At 54.6% G+C, this 19,390-nt stretch carries 16 protein-coding genes; 7 read left to right on the plus strand and 9 right to left on the minus strand.

Annotated elements, in window-relative coordinates; genetic code table 11:
* Positions 1-73: 73 nt before the first annotated feature.
* From ACFQW4_RS09550 to rstA, 3 genes are read right to left on the minus strand one after another with little or no spacing between them, the layout of a single operon-like run.
* Positions 74-1,561: a carboxypeptidase M32 gene (locus tag ACFQW4_RS09550; RefSeq protein WP_377725006.1), complete on the minus strand. Its 1,488-nt coding sequence runs from the start codon at positions 1,559-1,561 to the stop codon at positions 74-76.
* Between the two features lie 12 nt (positions 1,562-1,573).
* Positions 1,574-2,884 carry a two-component system sensor histidine kinase RstB gene (rstB, locus tag ACFQW4_RS09555; protein ID WP_350260658.1) on the minus strand — a complete coding sequence of 437 codons (1,311 nt, stop codon included), beginning with the start codon at positions 2,882-2,884 and terminating at the stop codon, positions 1,574-1,576.
* Positions 2,881-3,606, minus strand: a complete 726-nt coding sequence (rstA, locus tag ACFQW4_RS09560) for a two-component system response regulator RstA (protein WP_176971912.1) — start codon at positions 3,604-3,606, stop codon at positions 2,881-2,883. Before rstA ends, rstB begins: the two co-directional genes overlap by 4 nt.
* Positions 3,607-3,782: 176 nt before the next feature.
* Between rstA and ACFQW4_RS09565 the strand changes: the two genes are divergently transcribed.
* Positions 3,783-4,196: a hypothetical protein gene (locus ACFQW4_RS09565; protein ID WP_008106403.1), complete on the plus strand. Its 414-nt coding sequence runs from the start codon at positions 3,783-3,785 to the stop codon at positions 4,194-4,196.
* On the opposite strand, the gene ACFQW4_RS09570 is transcribed toward ACFQW4_RS09565, so the two are convergent.
* Positions 4,193-5,584 (minus strand): amino acid permease, encoded by a 1,392-nt coding sequence (locus ACFQW4_RS09570; protein WP_377725009.1) that lies wholly within the window; start codon positions 5,582-5,584, stop codon positions 4,193-4,195. The genes ACFQW4_RS09565 and ACFQW4_RS09570 overlap by 4 nt on opposite strands.
* A gap of 224 nt (positions 5,585-5,808) precedes the next feature.
* Positions 5,809-6,765: a DUF1471 family protein YdgH gene (gene ydgH, locus ACFQW4_RS09575; RefSeq protein WP_377725011.1), complete on the minus strand. Its 957-nt coding sequence runs from the start codon at positions 6,763-6,765 to the stop codon at positions 5,809-5,811.
* 539 nt (positions 6,766-7,304) lie between these two features.
* Here ydgH and pntA point away from each other — a divergent pair.
* Together pntA and pntB are read left to right on the plus strand one after the other, a co-directional pair.
* Entirely contained in the window at positions 7,305-8,834 is a 1,530-nt protein-coding gene (pntA, locus tag ACFQW4_RS09580) for a Re/Si-specific NAD(P)(+) transhydrogenase subunit alpha (RefSeq protein WP_377725012.1), read from the plus strand.
* A gap of 11 nt (positions 8,835-8,845) precedes the next feature.
* Entirely contained in the window at positions 8,846-10,234 is a 1,389-nt protein-coding gene (gene pntB / locus ACFQW4_RS09585; RefSeq protein WP_377725013.1) for a Re/Si-specific NAD(P)(+) transhydrogenase subunit beta, read from the plus strand.
* Positions 10,235-10,312: 78 nt separating this feature from the next.
* Here pntB and uspE read toward each other — a convergent pair whose 3' ends face one another.
* Together uspE and ACFQW4_RS09595 are read right to left on the minus strand one after the other, a co-directional pair.
* On the minus strand, positions 10,313-11,269 hold the full coding sequence (gene uspE, locus ACFQW4_RS09590; RefSeq protein WP_101764321.1) for a universal stress protein UspE: 957 nt from the start codon (positions 11,267-11,269) through the stop codon (positions 10,313-10,315).
* A gap of 118 nt (positions 11,270-11,387) precedes the next feature.
* Positions 11,388-12,140: an FNR family transcription factor gene (locus ACFQW4_RS09595; RefSeq protein ID WP_008106391.1), complete on the minus strand. Its 753-nt coding sequence runs from the start codon at positions 12,138-12,140 to the stop codon at positions 11,388-11,390.
* 296 nt (positions 12,141-12,436) lie between these two features.
* Here ACFQW4_RS09595 and smrA point away from each other — a divergent pair, with 296 nt between their 5' ends.
* Complete coding sequence (gene smrA / locus ACFQW4_RS09600) at positions 12,437-13,003, plus strand: DNA endonuclease SmrA (protein WP_192411789.1); 567 nt, start codon at positions 12,437-12,439, stop codon at positions 13,001-13,003.
* On the opposite strand, the gene ACFQW4_RS09605 is transcribed toward smrA, so the two are convergent.
* Complete coding sequence (locus tag ACFQW4_RS09605; RefSeq protein WP_101764323.1) at positions 13,000-13,920, minus strand: LysR substrate-binding domain-containing protein; 921 nt, start codon at positions 13,918-13,920, stop codon at positions 13,000-13,002. The genes smrA and ACFQW4_RS09605 overlap by 4 nt on opposite strands.
* Before the next feature lie 323 nt (positions 13,921-14,243).
* Between ACFQW4_RS09605 and ACFQW4_RS09610 the strand changes: the two genes are divergently transcribed.
* Together ACFQW4_RS09610 and ACFQW4_RS09615 are read left to right on the plus strand one after the other, a co-directional pair.
* Positions 14,244-15,578 carry an aromatic acid/H+ symport family MFS transporter gene (locus ACFQW4_RS09610; RefSeq protein WP_101764324.1) on the plus strand — a complete coding sequence of 445 codons (1,335 nt, stop codon included), beginning with the start codon at positions 14,244-14,246 and terminating at the stop codon, positions 15,576-15,578.
* 88 nt (positions 15,579-15,666) lie between these two features.
* Positions 15,667-17,004 (plus strand): VOC family protein, encoded by a 1,338-nt coding sequence (locus ACFQW4_RS09615; RefSeq protein ID WP_192411973.1) that lies wholly within the window; start codon positions 15,667-15,669, stop codon positions 17,002-17,004.
* A gap of 54 nt (positions 17,005-17,058) precedes the next feature.
* Here ACFQW4_RS09615 and ACFQW4_RS09620 read toward each other — a convergent pair whose 3' ends face one another.
* A complete protein-coding gene (locus ACFQW4_RS09620; RefSeq protein WP_101764325.1) occupies positions 17,059-17,493 on the minus strand; it encodes a DoxX family protein in 435 nt (144 codons plus the stop codon).
* Positions 17,494-17,685: 192 nt separating this feature from the next.
* Here ACFQW4_RS09620 and ACFQW4_RS09625 point away from each other — a divergent pair, with 192 nt between their 5' ends.
* Positions 17,686-19,203, plus strand: coding sequence for a carboxylesterase/lipase family protein (locus tag ACFQW4_RS09625; protein WP_101764326.1), 1,518 nt, complete (start codon positions 17,686-17,688; stop codon positions 19,201-19,203).
* Positions 19,204-19,390: the final 187 nt, after the last annotated feature.

A 19,390-nucleotide genomic window follows, 5' to 3' on the forward strand; every position in this document is an offset into this window, starting at 1 on the left:
ATCGGCGTGTAACGGATTGTACAAAGCGGCGTAAAGGAAGTGAAAAGGGCGGCCGCATCGGCCGCCGCGCAGTTTACTCAGAGAGATAACGTTGTTCAAGGTGCTGACGGAAATAGCGCGGATTCAGCGCTTCGCCGGTGGCATTGATCAGCAGCTGCTGCGTTGGGAAACGGCTGCCGTGCTGCCAGATGTTCTGCTGTAACCAGTCAAACACTGGCTGCAACTCACCTTGCTGGATCAGCGTCTCAACCTGCGGAATGGCACGTTTCACCGCCTGAAACAGCTGGGCTGCATACATCGCACCCAAGGTGTAGGTTGGGAAATAGCCAAACGCACCGTCGGTCCAGTGAATATCCTGCATGCAGCCATCGCGATAATTACCACACGTATCAATGCCCAACGATTGCTGCATCTTCTCGTCCCACAGCGCCGGGATATCTTCAACTTCAATCTCGCCTTCAATCAGCGCGCGCTCGATTTCGTAACGTAAAATCACGTGCGCCGGATAACTCAGTTCATCAGCGTCGACACGAATAAAGCCCGGCTTCACGCACTGCGCCTGACGGATAAAGTTGTTTAACGTCAGCGCAGGCTGATCGCCCATCAGCGCCACCACCTGCGGATGAATATGCTGAAGGAAGGCTTTACTGCGCCCCAGCTGCATCTCCATAAACAGGCTTTGTGACTCATGAATTGCGGTAGAACGCGCTTGCGCCACCGGCTGACCGCGCCACTGTTTTGGCAAATTCTGCTCGTAGCGCGCATGGCCGGTTTCATGGATCACGCCCATCATGGCGCTGAGGAAGTCGTTCTCGTTGTAACGCGTGGTAATGCGCACATCTTCCGGCACGCCGCCGCAGAACGGATGCGCACTCACATCTAAACGGCCGTGATTGAAATCGAAGCCCAGCGTTTTCATCACGCTCAGGCCGAGCTGTTTCTGCGATTCGATAGCGAACGGACCCACCGGCTGCGCGATCGGGGTTTGCTGCTGCTTCGCCACTGCTCTTTGTAGCAGGTCGGGCAACCAGCTTTTCAGATCGCCAAAGGTTTGATCCAGCTGCGCGCTGGTCATGCCAGGCTCAAACACATCCAGCAGCGCGTCGTAGCGCGATACGCCGAGTGCATCGGCACGTAGCTGCGCCTCTTGACGACTCAGCTTGACCACTTCTTTCAGATTGGCGGAGAAACCTTGCCAGTCGTTCGCCGGACGCTGTTGACGCCAGGCGTGTTCACAGCGCGAACCGGCCAGCGACTTGGCTTCAACCAGTGAGGCGGGCAGCAGCGTCGCTTGCTGCCAGGCGCGCTGCATCTCGCTCAGGTTAACCTGCTCGACATCATTCAATGATTCCTGCTGCGCGGCATCAAACAGCCCGCCGAGGCGTTTATCGGTCAGCACTTCGTGCATGAACACACTCAGTTCGGCCATCGCTTCACCGCGCGCCTGGCTGCCGCCCGGCGGCATGGTGGTTTGCATATCGACACCGGCAATGGCGCCTAAATGGCCAAAGCGGGAGAGACGCTGAAAAGTGCGGCTAAGTTCTTGATAAGCTGAAGTCACGTAAAAAGCTCCTTATGACGGTAAGCGTGGCGCAATGTCCCGCAAGGGTAGATCAACCGGCCAGCAAAAGCGAACGCTGGCGCCGCCAAGTGGGCTGCTCTCAATCGAGACCTTTCCCTGCATGGCCAGCGCAATGGAGTGCACGATCGCCAGACCCAAACCACAACCGCCGGTGGCGCGATCGCGGCTCGGATCGAGGCGTACAAAAGGTTCGAACACGCGGGCGCGCTCTTCCTGCGGAATGCCCGGACCGTCGTCTTCCACCTGCAAACAGCCCAGCGCGCCATCAAACCATAAGCTGACGCGCAGGCGCTGTTGCGCATAGCGCAGGGCGTTATTCACCAGATTATCCAGCACACGCTCCATCAGGCGCGTATCAGCGCTGCCGACGTTCTCCAGCTGCGGGATATCCAGCGCAATCTGCGTCTGCGGATTCATGGTTTGCACGTCTTCAATATGTACACGTAGCCATTGCGCCAGATCGAAGGATTGCAGATGAAGATCAACGCGCGGACGATCGAGGCGCGCATACGTCAGCAACTCCTCAATCAAACTCTCCAGCTGGCCCACATCGCGGTTCAGCGCGGCGGATTCCGTGGCGGTGAGGTTATCGCTCATCTCCAGCCGGTAGCGCAGTCGCACCAGCGGCGTACGCAACTCGTGTGCGATGCCGTCAATCAGCTGTTTCTTGCTGGCAACCAGCGTGTTGATGTTCTCCGCCATCTGATTAAACGCTACGCCAAGACTGTGCAGGCTGGAGGTGCTTTCAAAATGGGTGCGCACGTCGAGTTCGCCACGGCCAAAACGCTGCGCGGCTTTCTCTAGCCGCTGCATCTCTTGCCAGTGCGGACGCAGCCAGATAAACACCGGCAGCGCCAGCGACATCCCGATAAATGCCAGCAGCGCGATATCCAGAATGCGCATCTGATGCAGATAGAAAAGATACGGAATCGGGCCAACGGAAAGCACATAGTGGCTGCGCGGAATATGCTGTAAGAAGGTGTACTGATCGTCAATCGCCACGATTTCCCCGGCGCGCAGGCGCTTCATGTCTGCATCACCCAGCTGATATTTGCTCATCGGTTCAATATTCAGATCAAACGACAGGTCAAGATCGAGGCTGCGAATGGTTTTGCTCCAGTCGCGCGGTGGGATCTCGCGCAGTTCGCTGCGCATCAAAAAAAGCGAGCTGGCCATCAAGTCGTTCATCGACTGGCGTCCGGCGCGTTCGGCGGTGAATTTGTATACCAGCCCAACCAGCAGCGTCATCACCAGAAAACAGACGAACAGCAGCAAATAGAATTGAATAAAGAGCTTTCTCATGCGGAACGGGTATCCCAGGCCTGCGGCGCGAACAGATAGCCTTTGTTACGGATGGTTTTAATGCGGAATGGCTCGGTGGCGCTGTCGTAGAGTTTTTTGCGTAAGCGAGAAATCGCCACGTCGATGCTGCGATCCATGCCATCGTAGGTCACGCCGCGCAGGGTTTTCAGCAGCGCATCGCGATTGAGGATCTGTCCGGCGTGATTCGCCAGTTCCCACAGCAGATCGAAATCGGCGGTGGATAGCACAATATTTTCCTCAAACAGCGTCACCTGACGATTGAGCGAGTCGATGGTCAGGGAACCAAAACGCAGCACGCGTTGTGAGCTTTGTAGGGCGGGCGTCACTTCCGGCTGACCGACATGCGCCTGACGCAGATGCAAACGCAGGCGCGCCAGCAACACCGCCGGCGGCGTGGTTTTGAGGATGTAATCGTTAGCGCCCATCTCCAGCGACAGAATGTGGTTCATGTCGCTATCGAGCGAGGTGAGCAGCACAATCGGACCTTGCCAGCTAGCACGCAGATCGCGGCACAATGTCATGCCATCTTTGCCGGGTAACATGATATCCAGCATCACTAAATCGGGATCGTGCAGGGCGATGGTGGCTTCGGCGCGGTCACCGCGCGTTTCAACAATAACTTCAATATCGTGGCGGCCAAGATAAGCGGCGATCAGTTCGCCTACTTCTGGCTCATCTTCCACATAGACGATTTTGTTCATAATTCACTGTGACGGATGAGAATCTCAGCAGCATAGCTTTTCCTGGTCCTGAGCTCTACGCTATCGCACGAAATATCCCTGCGTGACTGGTATGTATACCGTGAAATGTGCCATCATTAGCGGCGCGTTGTCGCGCAAGGTTCGGAACCGTAACGAAAAACAGGAGGAGTGCGAGAGTGTCTGATAAAGAGCTGGCTTCAGCCGGATACAGTGATCGCATCTGCTTCAATTACAGTGATTTTCTCTCCGCTTCCTGCAAAAAACGCTGGAGTTTTGTCGATGCCATTTATGGCGTGATGCCTATTTTTGGCATGGTGACGCGTAAATCGGCGCACAATCTTCAGGCCAGCGACGACCATCTGAAAGAATTAGCATTACAAATCATTTCAACACAGGTGAGCGACGAGATTAATATCGCGCGTTTGATAACCCTGGCCGAACAACAACACATCAGCCGCTTTGATATTCAGCTGCCGTATCCGCTGTCAGCGGAGCAGCTTGACGCTATTCATCAGGAATACCGTAAGCCGCTCAATCTGACACAGCAGGATGACCTGCTGTGCGTTTCCATTCCCGTCCAGCCGCACTAATTCGTTAGCTGCCACAACGCGGGCAGTGACGCCGCAATCAACAACACAATCGCGATGCGCTCCAGCTGTGACAACATTTTGTCGCCACGGCCGCCGCGTCGTGCGTACAGAAACAGCAGCAATCCGGGCGCATAGAGCACGACTGAAAGCAGCAAATGCAAAGGACCCGATGCATACAGCAGCCAAACGCCATACGCGCTGGCACCGACGCCGGTAAACATCGCCCAGGGTTTGTTCTGCCCGCGTACTACCTTAATCAGATACAGACCCACCAGCAGATAGGGCACCAAAATCATTTCTGAAGCGATGGTCAGCAGCGTGTTGTAATCCGCACCGGTTAAGGCGATCAAAATCAGGCAAACCTGCACGCTGCCGTTGGTGAGCCATAACGAGGCAGAAGGGGAGTTGTGGCGGTTCTGACGCGCGATGCTGCGCGGGAAGGCACCTTGTTGTGCGGCGAGGAACGGCACTTCAGCGGCCATAATCGTCCAGCTCAGATAAGCGCCGCACACCGAAATAATCAATCCGACCGCAATCACCGCATCGCCCCAATGACCGAGCAAATGCTTCATCAAACCCGCCATAGAAGGATTGCGCATCTGCGCCAGCTCGGCACGCGGAATCACGCCTAACGACAGCAGCGTAACCAGCAAGTAGACCAGCAGCGCGGCCAGCACCGCCATCAGCGTGGCGCGTCCGACATCCTGTTTATTACGCGCACGCGCAGAAACCACCACCGCGCCTTCCACACCAATAAATACCCACAAGGTGATCAGCATGGTTTGCTTCACCTGCTGCCACAGCGGCTGACCGAGTTCCACGCCGCTGAAATCAAAGCGGAAGCGATCGTAGTTGAATGCCAGCAGCGCCAGCACCACAAACAGCAACAGCGGCACCATTTTTCCCAGGGTCGCCAGCACATTAATGCTGGCCGCAGTTTGCACGCCGCGCAGCACCAGACAATGCACCAGCCACAGCAGCACCGACGCGCCGAGCATCGCCTGCCACGTATTGCCATCACCAAACACCACGCGATCCGGCGTGTCGGTAAAGAAACTCAGCGCCGAGAAGACAATCACCAGATAAGAGACGTTGGCAATGACCGCACACAGCCAATATCCCCACGCCGAGCAGAAGCCCATCAGCTCGCCAAATCCGGCGCGCGCATAGGTAAAGATGCCGCCATCCAACTCCGGCTTCAGCCGCGTCAGCAACAGCATGGCGAGCGACAGGAAGATGATGCCAACGCCGGTGATGAGCCAGCCGATCAGCAGCGCCGCCGGGCCGGCAACCGCTGCCATATTTTGCGGCAGGCTGAACACGCCAGCGCCCAGCATAGAGCTGAGTACTAACGCGGTGAGCGCACTAAGACCTAATTTTTTATCCAAAACGCCCATCCTAAACAGCAGAGTATGCTGGGTGGTGACGATTCCGCTGGAGTGTCGCGTGGCAATGAGCCAACTTTGAAACGGAATCCCCTAAAAACAGGCGGCAGATTTTACGGAGTGCAAACGGCGAAGGCAATGCAAGACTATGCAAATCTGCGCACAGATTATGCAGTTAGTATCAAGGAGATTTTGAAAAGGGCGACGGACGCCGCCCTTAATCGCTATTACTTGAACAGATCGGCGGTGACGGTCAGGTTACCGCCGCTCTGGTTCTGCCATTGACGCGTGATGTGGTAGTACTTAGCGCCTTTTTCCACTGCGCGTTTGCCAACCGCTTCCGAGATTTCGGTTGGGGTACCAAAGTGATCGGAGAAGGTGATGGTGTCAAACGGCTGCATCTGCGCAGCAGTAATCGCATTTACTTCCTGCACGCTACGGCCATCGGCAGTTTTCACCGTGTAACGTTGGCCGGTTGAGCTTTGCGTTTCGAAGAAACGACCAACGTTGCGGCTTGGGGTATCCGAAGAGGCCACGCCAGGAATGGCCACTTTAGTGGCGGCGGTGCCACCAGCGGCCAGTGCTGCTTTACCGGCTTCAGAATCTGCTGGGATTGAATCAGAGGTGTTCTGTACTTTACGCTCTGGCGCATCAGCCTTGTAAACATACGCGGTCACGTACTGGTTGCCGCCGTTGTTCGCATCAACCTGACGCACGATAAAGAACGATGCCGCACCTTTATTTTTGGCTGCCTTGGCAATCGCTTCATTAACATCTGGCTGGCTGGAGAAAAAGCCATTTACCGACACGGTGTCATACGGCTCAAGGCGATAGGCTTCTGCTTTCGGCAGCTCTTTCACGCCTGAGAAGGTGCGATATTTAGTGGAGTCATCCGCTTTTGGTGCGTTAGCTTTATACAAATCAGCCGTTACGCGCCAGTTACCGCCGTTGCCGTTGCTATCATTAATACCCTGAACATAGAAAGAGTCAGCGCCTTTGGCATCGGCTTGTTTGGAGATGGCATCAGTTGCATCGCCAATCGCATTGAAACGGCCGCTGATATTAATACGTTCGAATGGTTTCAACGCGGCCGCTTCCTCTGGCGTTAACTCTTTAGCAGCAAACGCATTCGCTGCCAGCAGTGATAACAAGGTTGACGCCAGAATGGTGTTCTTCAGCTTCATAAAAATGATCCTTCGCCTTACGCAAAATGAGTACGAAAACGTGCTGGACTCTTGATGTATAACAGATTAGCCGCTGATTATTGCATGTAATAATCGGCCTGTCTCAGCCAATTTAAGCGCATAACATTGACAATCTCTGCCGTTTATTCATCGACCTGTCATTGACTTATGTTACGGCTCTTTTTTGCACAGATAACCACTTATTCTGGTAACACTTAGTGCCATAATAGTTAACGCATTGTTAATTAAAGGTTTTTAAAAACACTTAATTCGACATGACACGATTTTGCGCAGCAGAATATTTTTTAATAAACACCAAATGCAGTGGCAAAACATGGCATTCAATCTTTGTGTCTGAATATTTGTGTGAATGTCATAAGTGGGCGTTATCGCTGTGGATCACTCTTCATATTTTCAGTAGGTTATAAAGACTTTGTTTCATTGTGCATTTTGCTCATAAAAAGCTGAAACACTGTTTCGGCTTTTGAGCTTTTTGCCACTTACAGAACCTCATCCTTTAATTGTTGAAAGGAAACAGTATGTTAATTGGGATACCCAAAGAACGGTTAGCCAACGAGTCGCGCGTGGCCGCCACGCCAAAGACCGTTGAGCAACTGATCAAGCTGGGATTTAGCGTCACCGTTGAACAGAGCGCAGGACTTCGCGCCAGCTTTGATGATGAAAGCTTTATCGCCGTCGGCGCCACCATTACTAACACTCACGATGTGTGGCAATCGGACATCGTTTTGAAGGTGAATGCGCCGGACGATCAGGAGATTGAACTGACGCGCGCCGGTAGCACGCTGGTGAGCTTTATCTGGCCTGCGCAGAATCCCGCGCTGTTAGAAAAGCTGGCAGCACGCAACGTCACCGTGATGGCGATGGATTCGGTGCCGCGTATTTCTCGTGCGCAGGCGCTGGATGCGTTGAGCTCAATGGCGAACATCGCGGGTTATCGCGCCATCGTTGAAGCCGCTCATGAATTCGGCCGCTTCTTCACCGGCCAAATCACCGCTGCCGGTAAAGTGCCTCCAGCCAAAGTGATGGTGATCGGTGCGGGCGTCGCGGGATTAGCGGCCATCGGCGCGGCAGGCAGTTTAGGTGCCATCGTGCGTGCGTTCGATACGCGTCCGGAAGTGAAAGAGCAGGTGCAGAGTATGGGCGCCGAGTTCCTTGAGCTGGACTTTGAAGAGGAAGCGGGCAGCGGCGATGGTTATGCCAAAGTGATGTCTGAAGCCTTTATCAAGGCAGAGATGGAGCTGTTTGCCGCGCAGGCGAAAGAAGTGGACATTATCGTCACCACCGCGTTGATTCCTGGCCGTCCGGCCCCGAAGCTGATTACTGCCGAGATGGTTGCCAGCATGAAACCAGGCAGCGTAATCGTCGATCTGGCTGCGCAAACTGGCGGTAACTGCGAATTGACGGTGGCCGATCAGGTGACCTTAACCCCTAACGGCGTGAAGATTATTGGTTACACCGATTTGCCAAGCCGCCTGCCAACCCAATCCTCACAACTTTACGGCACCAACCTGGTCAACCTGCTGAAACTGCTGTGCAAAGAGAAAAACGGCGAAATTACCGTGGATTTCGACGACGTGGTGGTGCGCGGGGTGACGGTGATTCGTGATGGCGAAGTGACATGGCCAGCGCCGCCGATTCAGGTTTCCGCCGCGTCGAAAGCGCAACCCGCCGCACAGCCGCTGCCGAAGGCAGAAGCCAAACCGGTTTCACCATGGCGCAAGTATCTGCTGCTGGCGCTGGCGGTGGTGCTGTTTGCCTGCCTGGCCAACGTCGCGCCGCCGGACTTCCTGTCACACTTTACCGTGTTCGCGCTCTCTTGCGTGGTCGGCTATTACGTGGTGTGGAACGTGAGTCACGCATTGCACACGCCGTTGATGGCCGTCACCAACGCCATTTCCGGCATTATTGTGGTGGGTGCGGTGCTGCAGATGGGCCACGGCGGTTGGGTCACGATTCTGTCGTTTATCGCTGTACTGATCGCCAGCATCAATATCTTCGGTGGTTTCACCGTCACCCAGCGCATGCTGAAAATGTTTCGTAAGAATTAAGGGGTAGCAACATGTCTGGCGGATTAGTTACTGCAGCATATATTGTTGCCGCGATTCTGTTTATTTGCAGCCTTGCCGGTCTCTCGAAACACGAGACCTCAAAGCAGGGTAATATTTTTGGTATGAGCGGCATGGCGATTGCGCTGCTCGCCACCATTTTTGGCCCGAACACCGGGAACGTTGCCTGGATTCTGCTGGCGATGGTGATCGGCGGTGCGATTGGTTTGCGTCTGGCGAAAAAAGTCGAAATGACCGAAATGCCGGAACTGGTTGCCATTTTGCACAGCTTCGTGGGTTTGGCGGCGGTGTTAGTGGGCTTCAACAGCTACATCGATCACGCGCCGGGCCTTGCGCCGGTGATGGAAAATATCCATCTGACCGAAGTGTTCCTCGGCATTTTCATCGGTGCGGTGACCTTTACCGGTTCACTGGTGGCGTTTGGCAAACTGCGCGGCAAGATCTCCTCATCAGCGCTGATGCTGCCACATCGTCATAAAATGAACCTCGCGGCGTTGGTGGTCTCTTTCCTGCTGATGCTGTGGTTCGTACAAACTGATAGCACCGGTGCGCAGGTGTTTGCGCTGCTGCTGATGACCGTCATTGCGCTGGTGTTTGGCTGGCATCTGGTGGCGTCAATTGGCGGCGCGGATATGCCGGTTGTGGTCTCGATGCTGAACTCTTACTCCGGTTGGGCGGCGGCGGCGGCAGGCTTCATGCTGAGCAATGATTTGCTGATCGTTACCGGTGCGCTGGTCGGTTCCTCGGGTGCCATCCTCTCTTACATCATGTGTAAAGCGATGAACCGCTCCTTTATTAGCGTGATCGCCGGTGGTTTTGGTACCGACGTAAGCGTAGACGGCGAAAGCGATGAAGTGGGCGAGCACCGTGAAATTACGGCGGAAGAGACGGCAGAAATGCTGAAAGCCTCTTCTTCTGTAGTGATCACGCCGGGTTATGGCATGGCGGTGGCGCAGGCGCAGTATCCGGTTGCGGAGATTACCGAAAAGCTGCGCGCGCGCGGTATCAAAGTTCGCTTTGGTATTCACCCGGTTGCCGGTCGTTTGCCGGGTCACATGAACGTACTGCTGGCGGAAGCGAAAGTGCCTTACGATGTGGTGCTGGAAATGGACGAGATTAACGATGACTTCAGCGATACCGATACCGTTTTGGTGATCGGCGCGAATGACACCGTTAACCCAGCCGCACTGGAAGATCCGCGCAGTCCAATCGCTGGCATGCCGGTGCTGGAAGTGTGGAAAGCGCAGAACGTGATTGTGTTTAAACGCTCGATGAGCACCGGATATGCGGGTGTCCAGAATCCGCTGTTCTTTAAAGACAATACGCAGATGCTGTTTGGCGATGCAAAAGCGAGCGTGGAAGGCATTCTGCGCGCGCTGTAAAAAAGCAGGGCGGTGATGTGATTCACCGCCCTGAGTAGAAATAAGTAGGGCGGCCATGGCGAGCCGCCCTTTTTTTAATCAATCGTCTTCATCTTCTTCGTCATCGTGATCAATCGGCGATTTGAAATCGTCTGGCTTGATCGCCAGCAAATCACAACGCAGATGATCAATCACCTGTTCCGCAGTGTTACCCAGGAACGCGGCTGACAAACCGGTACGGCCAATGGTGCCGAGCACCACAATGCCGGCGTCCAGATGCGAGGCAATATCCGGAATCACTTCCTCAGGCAAACCTTTCGCCACGTGGGTGAACTCTTCACTGATGGAGAATTTTTGACGCAGCGCTTTCATCGCCACTAAATGCTGGCCGCGAATCGCGTCGTTGTAAACGCTGGGATCAAAGTCGGGCAGTTCGATAGCAATATTGATCGGGGTGATGGGGTAAGCGCCGACCAAATGCACTTCGGTGTGATTCACCATCTCGGCAAGCAGCGTGGTTTCACGAATCAGCTTCTGATTCAGCTCATCATGATGCGGCTCTTCGCTGGCTAAGTTGACCGCTACCACCGCTTTGCCGCCTTCAGGCCACGCCTGATCTTTCACCATCCACACCGGACATGGACATTTACGCAGCAGATGCCAATCCGTCGGCGTAAATATTACCGCTTCGAGGCGATCGTGCTGGTGCGCCATTTTCAACACTAAATCATGCTGATGTGCCAGAATTTCCTGAATAATGGCTTCATACGGACGGTTATGCCAAACCACTTTGATTTCAATTTCAACGCCTGCCTCAATATATGCCTGGGCCTGTTGGCGGATCCATTCGGTACGTTGGCTGATCACCCCTTTGCGCATATTGGAGCGCTCGTCGGGCGACAGCAGCGTGGTCATTTCATATGAGAAGTCGTAAATAGGCAGGAAAGCTTTGATTTTTCCGCCGATTCGTTGATTGAGATAAACCGCACGACGCAGCGCGGGCTGATCGTCCTGCTGGGCATCAATAGCCACCAGAATATTTTGGTACCGGGACATAAGCCGATCTCCTAAAACCAAAGCAAGTTGGGTTAAAGATAGCCTAAGTTTGGACAGGGCAGAAGCGGAAAAGTTGTTGCCGGATCAATAAAATAACTTTTATTAACCCGGCACAGAATCACGCGGCTTGTTCGGTCTGGCCAGCTAATTCTGCCAGCAGAGCGTGGTTCTCAATGGTGATATATTTGCCTTTTACGGCCAGCATGCCACTTTTCTGGAAGCGACCCAGCAGACGACTGATGGTTTCTACGGTTAGTCCCAGATAGTTACCAATGTCGCCACGCGTCATGGTCAAACGGAATTCACGCTGTGAGAAGCCGCGCTGACCGAAACGACGCGACAAATTCCAGACAAACGCCGCCAGACGCTCTTCGGCATTTTTCTTCGACAGCAGCAGAATCATATCCTGATCGCCTTTGATTTCACCGCTCATCAAACGCATCATCTGCTGACGCAGCGCCGGCATTTTACCGGAGAGGTCGTCAAGCGTTTCAAACGGGATTTCGCACACCATCGCCGTTTCCAGCGCTTGCGCAAAGCTTGGATGTTTGGCACCAACAATGGCGTCAAAACCCACCAAATCGCCTGCCAAATGGAAGCCAGTAATTTGCTCGTCGCCTTGTTCAGTGATGGTGTAGCTTTTGATGGTGCCGGAGCGGATTGCGTAGAGAGATTTCAGTTCATCACCGGCTTTGAACAGCGTCTGGCCTTTTTGAATCGGCTTTTTGCGCTCAATGATGTTATCCAGCTGATCCAGTTCGTGCTCGTTCAGCGTGAAGGGAATACACAATTGGCTGATACTGCAATCCTGACAATGGATGGCACAACCGCCAGACTGAATACGTCGAATGCTGCGTTTTTCCTGGATCATATAGTTACGCTCGATGATTATTGACTGCGGTCAATTTTAACATTTTTCTAAGCGAAGGGAACTCATCCGAGCAGTAAATGTCCTTAAAACCCCACAAATGTCAGGTATTACGGGGTTTGCGCTGGTCTGACTGAAGCGCATTTATTGATCTGGAACGTTTTGTTGCCAGGTTTACAGCTAAAGCGCGCTTATTACAGCGCAAAAAGTGACAGATGTTTTGCCCATAATCCTTTGCTACTCTTTTGCTTTAGCGTCGAATTGGACGCGCAGGCAAACACCAGGCGAGAGGAAACACCATGAACCTTGATGATGAAGACCTTTTCCGTGATGCCATGGGTGATGTGACACCATTAAAAAATTGCGCTAATACCCAATGGCTACGCGCACCTTCGCCTAAAGCGCCGCGTGCGCCGCAGGAAAGTGACGAGCAGGAAAATTTCCTCACGCGTGGCTATCTCGACATCGTTCCGCTGACCACACCGCTGGAATTTAAAGTTGATGGCGTACAGCAAGGCGTGCTGGATAAGCTGCGACTGGGCAAATATCCGCCTGAAGCCAGCCTTAATCTGTTGCGTCAGCCAGTAGAAACCTGTCGTCAGGCGCTGTTCAGCTTTATGCAGCAGGCCAATAAACATGGGTTGCGCAATCTATTGATTATTCATGGCAAAGGGCGTGACGATGAGTCGCACGCCAATATCGTGCGCAGCTATGTGGCGCGATGGTTGCCGGAGTTTGCAGAAGTGCAGACGTTTTGTACGGCGCAGCCGAAAGATGGTGGGGCGGGCGCGCTCTATGTCGGTTTACGAAAAACCGAACAGGCGCGCCTGGAGAACCGTGAGCGTCATGCAAAACACAGTCGCTAGCTGTGGAATTTGCGGATGGTCGCCATCAGCACTTCGGCGCTCAGGCTTAATGGACTGCCGCTGCGCGTAATAATGCCCACCGGTTCGCCCGGCCCCGGCGAGGCAATCGGTAGCGCGCACAACGCATCGTGATTCAAATCTTCTTTGATGGCGCCAGAAGGCACAAACCACACATAGTCGTAACGCAATGCCAGCTGTCGCGCCAGCGATGTCGATGAGGTTTCAACGCAGTTTGCTGGCAAGGTACAACCTTGCTCATTCAGCATATGCTGCGCGATACGGCGCGGTGCGGTGCCTTCCGGCGAAATCACTACTGGCCACTGCATCGCGCGCGACAGCATAACGTTCTCGCTTAATAGCGGATGATCGGGGCGCACCACCAGTTTGAGTGATTCCAGAAACAGCAATTCATAAGTGAGTCCGGCCATCATATCGCTGTCCGCCATACGACCAATCCCGACATCAAACTCACCGGCACGTAAACCGGCCAACAACACGTTGTTATGCAATGTCGCAACCTGCACCGTGGTGTTAGGTTGCTGTTCATGGAAGCGATCGAGAATTTGCGGCAGCATGCCCATCGCCGCAGTCGTCAGCGCGCCGAGTCGAATCACCACCGGTCGGCCCGGCTGCGGCGCGTTGAAGCTTTGACCAGCATGATTAAGCGCATCCAGCACTTTCACCGCATGAACCAGAAACTGTTCGCCCAGCGTGGTGAGCTGCGCGCCGAGTCGTCCGCGCTCAAACAGTCGCGCACCTGCCAACTCTTCCAGCTCATTCAGTGTTTTCGATAAAGCGGGCTGGCTCAGATTGAGCGTTTCAGCGGCACGACCGAGCGTGCCTTGCTGCGCCACCGCCACAAAGGTATGTAAATGACGCAAGCGAATGCGCTGATTGAAAAGGATATTTTTGTCCATACGCCCAACATAATGAGTTATGCCGAAGAGCAGCAATGAGGAAACGTTAATTATGTTAACTTGCCTGCAAATTTATATTAACAAAAACACCGCTATGCAAGCTTCGCCGCTAACCTGATGTATTTATGAATAAAGTTGAAAAAAGACACTTTTTGCAGCATATTCGCGCGCTATAAAATCAATAACATACAGCGTGAAAAGTTGAATAATTCTCAATTACATCCAAAAAGAGTGCCTGTTATTGTTAACGATGAGCTATGATAAGCGCCGTTTTTTTTACTAAAACTGATGCCCTAAACGGTTAAAAGTGCAGGAGTCGTTACGTGACCAGCGTTGAAGCAGTAGACGTTCGCCAGCTTATCAATAAGAGTGCGCTTAGCAGCTGGCAGAAGCGCTTAATCGCGCTGTGCTTCGTGGTAGTGGCGCTGGACGGCATGGACATTGCGCTGATGGGCTTTATTGCGCCCACGCTGAAAGCCAGTTGGGGCGTCACGAATCATCAACTCGGCATGGTGATCAGCGCGGCGCTGATTGGTCTGGCATTGGGGGCGATGGTCGCTGGACCGCTGGCCGATCGCTATGGTCGCCGCGTGATGATCCTCATCAGCGTGCTGTTTTTCGGTCTGTGGACGCTGGCCACGGCGATGGCGCAGAACATCGAACAGATGATGCTGTTCCGCTTTCTCACCGGCTTAGGGCTTGGGGCCGCGATGCCCAACGTGGGCACGCTGGTGGCCGAATACGCGCCCGAACGTCGCCGCTCATTTATTATTACCGTGGTGTTCTGTGGCTTTACCTTTGGTGCCGCGACGGGAGGCTTTGCCGCTTCGTGGCTGCTGCCGCGCTATGACTGGCACTCCGTTATGCTGATGGGCGGCGTGCTGCCGCTGCTGGTGCTGCCTTTTTTAGTGCGCGGCTTACCGGAATCGGTACGTTTTCTGATTAGCCGTCGCGCGCCTGCCGCACGTATTCACGCCATCCTCGAACGTATGCTGCCCGGCAGCGTGCAGCCGGATAGCCATTATCAAAGCACTGAGCTGCCGACCGCGCGTAAAGGCTCGGTGGCGACCGTGGTGTCGCGCCGATATCTGTTCGGCAGTTTGATGTTGTGGGGCGGCTACTTTATGGGGCTGTTCCTCGTTTACCTGATTGGCAGTTGGATGCCTTCATTGATCAGCACGCTCGGCATGTCGGTGACGGAAGCGGCGATTGTCACGGCGATGTATCAGGCTGGCGGAACCCTTGGCTCGCTGTTTGCGGGTTGGTTGATGGACCGCATCAACGCCAACCTGGCGCTGGCGGTGATCTATTTCTGCGGTGGCATTGCCATTGTGGCACTGGGTTTTTCACCCGCGCAGGTCGGCTTAATGAGCGCCATCGCTTTCTGCAGCGGCTTCTGTTTTAACGGCGCCAATACCGGCATGAATGCGCTCTCCGCCAGTTATTACCCAACTCATGCGCGTGCCACCGGCTCCAGCTGGATGCACGGCATTGGTCGCATCGGCGCCATCATTAGCGCCTTTGTCGGTGCCGAGTTGTTAACGCTTGGCTGGACGTTCAGTCAGATCTTCCTGCTGCTGGCGATTCCCGCCGTGTTAACCACCATCATGCTGGTGCTGAAATGTCGCTTTGGTGACCAGTCAAACCTCACCGAGTGACAAGGCGATCACAGTTCCATGAAATTGTTACCCGCCGCTAAAGGGTTGATCTACAGTAGCAACAACCCGTTAGCCCAAGGTGATGATGATGCCAAACTTTCTCAGCAGCGATGCCATCCGCACGCTGTTCTCGCAGGCAATGTCGACCCTGTATCAGCAGGAAGTGCCGCAATACGGCACGCTGACGCAGTTGGTCACCGCTGTTAATGAACGTACGCTGGAAGCCAATCCCGAGTTAAAAAACCGCTTGTCGGCCGCCGATGAACTGAGTCGCCTGAGCGTCGAGCGTCACGGTGCGATTCGCGTCGGCAAGGCTGATGAACTCAGCACGTTGCGCCGGATGTTCGCCGTGATGGGCATGGAAGCGGTGGGGTATTACGACCTGTCGCAAGCCGGTGTGCCGGTGCACTCCACGGCGTTTCGTCCGGTCAGCGATCGCGCGTTGCGCCATAATCCATTCCGCGTTTTCACTTCGTTGCTGCGTCTGGAACTGATTGATGATGCGGCGCTGCGCGAGAAGGCCGCTGCAATTCTCGCCGCGCGCGATATCTTTACGCCAGGTTGCCGCGCGTTGATCGCTAAGCATCAGCAGCAGGGCGGTTTGAACGCCGCGGATGCCGCCACTTTCGTGCAGGAAGCGCTGGAAACCTTCCGCTGGCATGCGCATACCACCGTAGACAGCGCCACTTATCGCGCACTGAGCCAGCAGCATCGTCTGATTGCCGATGTGGTGTGTTTCCGTGGTTGCCACATCAACCATTTGACGCCGCGCACGCTGGATATTGATCGGGTGCAAGCGCTGATGCCTTCGCGCGGCATCGATCCCAAAACCCTGATTGAAGGCCCGCCGCAGCGTAAAGTACCGATTCTGCTGCGCCAGACCAGCTTCAAGGCGCTGGAAGAAGCGGTGCACTTTAACGATGGCACGCCGGGCACGCATACCGCGCGCTTTGGTGAGATTGAACAGCGCGGCGCGGCGCTCACCCCAAAAGGACGCGAACTTTACGATCGTCTGCTGGCCGAAGCCGGTACCGGCAGCGATAACCAGCATCACCAGCAACATCTTAGCGCGGTGTTTAGTGATTTCCCCGACGACGAAGAGTCTTTGCGCGAGCAGCAGCTGGCGTGGTTCCGCTATCGCCTGACCGAAAAAGGCGAGCACCTGCCGCCACGCGCGGGCGAAAGCGTGACGCAGTTGCTGGCTGAAGAGCGTTTGAGTGCCGAACCGATCGTTTACGAAGATTTCCTGCCGGTCAGTGCTGCGGGGATTTTCCAGTCGAATCTGGGGGATGTGGCGCAAACACGCAGCGCGGGGAATGCCAGCCGAGCGGATTTTGAAAGCGCGTTAGGTTGCGCGGTGCAGGATGAAATGGCGTTGTACCAGCAGATGCAGCAGCGCAGTCTGGAACGCTGTGGCGTGGCCTGAGGAGAAATGTTACAGCCGGTCTGAAATTCAGCAGACCGGCTGCTTTTCTTGTGGTTATTGCAAGCGCGCGTCACGCACCAGCGTGTACTTCCCGGCACCTAAAAACATAATGGCGAGCGCACCCAGCAGGTAAAGCGCTTCTGTCTCCAGCGCCCACGCACCGACGTCGGTGCGATGCCAGACAGCGCCCATTTTTACCAGCAGTGTCGCAACAATCATGTTCACCGCAATAATGAACGCCGCAGGGCGCGTCAAAAATCCGATGATCACCATTACAGGTGCCGCTATTTCCCCGATGTAAGCACCGTAAGCGATGAAACCTGGCATTCCTTTGACGGCGAGCATGTGCGCAATCCAACCCACGCCATGCACCACTTTGAACGCCCCATGAAACAGCAGCAATCCGCCAAACGTCAGGCGCAAAAGCAGTTTGCCAAGGTCCGGGTGATCGCACATCCGGTTGAACATTTGATTAATGCCACCAAACATGGTGTTTCTCCGTCGCGCCAGGTTAACTTGTAACCTTAAAACAAATGGCCTCGATGGGGTTAGCCAAAATATTTGATGGAGTTGTTCAAAGAATCGCGCCGCGTTTCGGCTTAATCTGCAAATGCTTTCAGAACATGGACATTCGTCCAAGGCCTGCAAATAATGGAACGATGCATTATCAGGGAACCCGAGATGAAAAATGAACGACGTCTGAGGATCATGACCGCAGAAGGGGAACTCAGAGGCCTGATGGACGAAGATCTTTTTGTCTTTAAAGGAATACCGTACGCAGCTGCACCTACTGGCGCTTTACGCTGGCGACCGCCGCAGCCGGTCCAGCCGTGGCAAGAGGTGCGTGATGCGACCGAATGGGGCGCAGCAAGCTGGCAAAATCGTGACTATTGCGTGGCCGCCGGCGGTGGCGATCCCGGTCGCTTTAGTGAGGATTGTCTTTACCTGAATATCTGGACGCCGGATGTTGAGCCTTCGCGGCCGTTGCCGGTAATGGTCTGGTTGCATGGCGGGGGATTTTCCATCGGCGCCGGTAATCTTGATCCTTATCGCGGTAAAGCGCTGGCGGCGCAAGGTGTGGTGGTGGTAACGCTCAATTATCGCCTTGGTCACTTCGGTTTCTTCTCTCATCCGGCGCTGGATGCGCAATACCCCGACGGGCGCGTGATCAACAACTTTGCCTTACTCGATCAAATTGCTGCTTTGCAGTGGATTCAGCGCAACATTCCTGCCTTTGGCGGCGATCGCCATAACGTGACGCTGTTTGGTGAATCCTCCGGTGCGCGCAGCGTGTTATCGCTGTGCTGCTCGCCGCTCTCCGAGGCGCTGTTTCACAAAGGCATCGTACAAAGCGCCTACAGCCTGCCCGACATCCCGCAAAAGCAGGCACAACAAATCGGTTTGCAGGTCGCGGCGCATTTTGCGTTACCCGAAGATGCCAGCGCCGAGCAGCTGCGCGAGCTACCGGCCGAACAATTCTGGCCGTTAGAACGCCCGCTGGCGCTCGGCCCGGTGCCCATCAGCGGCGATGCGGTACTGCCGAAACCGATGTTAACCACGTTTATCTCCGGCAAGCAGCATCGCATTCCGTTAATGATCGGCAGCAACAGCGATGAAGCCAGCGTACTGGACTATTTTGGCGTGGATGCCACGGCAGTATTGCGACAGATGCGCAGCAAAAACCGCATCAGTTATCGCCTGATGAAGTGGCTGTACGACATTCATGATGATGCGCTGCTGGGACGTGCGGTGGCGCGCGATATGGCGTTCACGGTGTTACCGTTAATCATCGCTCAGGCGCAGCACAATATCGGCCTGCCCGCATGGCGTTACTGGTTCGATTACGTCTCCGAAAATGCGCGCGACCTCTATCCGCACGGAACATGGCACGGCAACGAAATTCCCTATGTCTTTAACACGCTGGATACGCTAGCGCCGCCAGCGGAACGCAGCTACAGCGAGCAGGATAAAGCGTTCGCCTCCACAGTCAGCGCTTATTGGGTCACCTTCGCGCGTGAAGCCAGCGAGTTCAGCTCGCACTTAGCGGGTGAAGTAGATTGGCCAGCCTGGCGACCGGGCGACGATCTGACGCTGGCGCTGGGCGATCAGGGCAAAGCCCAGGCGGTGGTGAAGGCGCGCTTTATGCGTGGACGGCTGCGTTTGTTCCGTTTGATGATGCGCAGCCACGTTAAGCTTTAATGAGCGTGCTAATGGTGTAATCTGGCAAATCAATTTATAAGGCAAATTTTCGCCTATCTTGCTGATAAATCTTAAAAGCGCATATTCCTCACCCGCGTCAGTAAGCAATTAATTAGCTTACAAAACCGTTACATTTTCCCAATCCGATGCCGATAAACGCAATATGCCCGATTTTATCGGGCCTCCT

It is taken from the genome of Pantoea sp. GCM10028869 (assembly GCF_042666835.1).
GTDB classification, from domain to species: domain Bacteria; phylum Pseudomonadota; class Gammaproteobacteria; order Enterobacterales; family Enterobacteriaceae; genus Pantoea; species Pantoea leporis.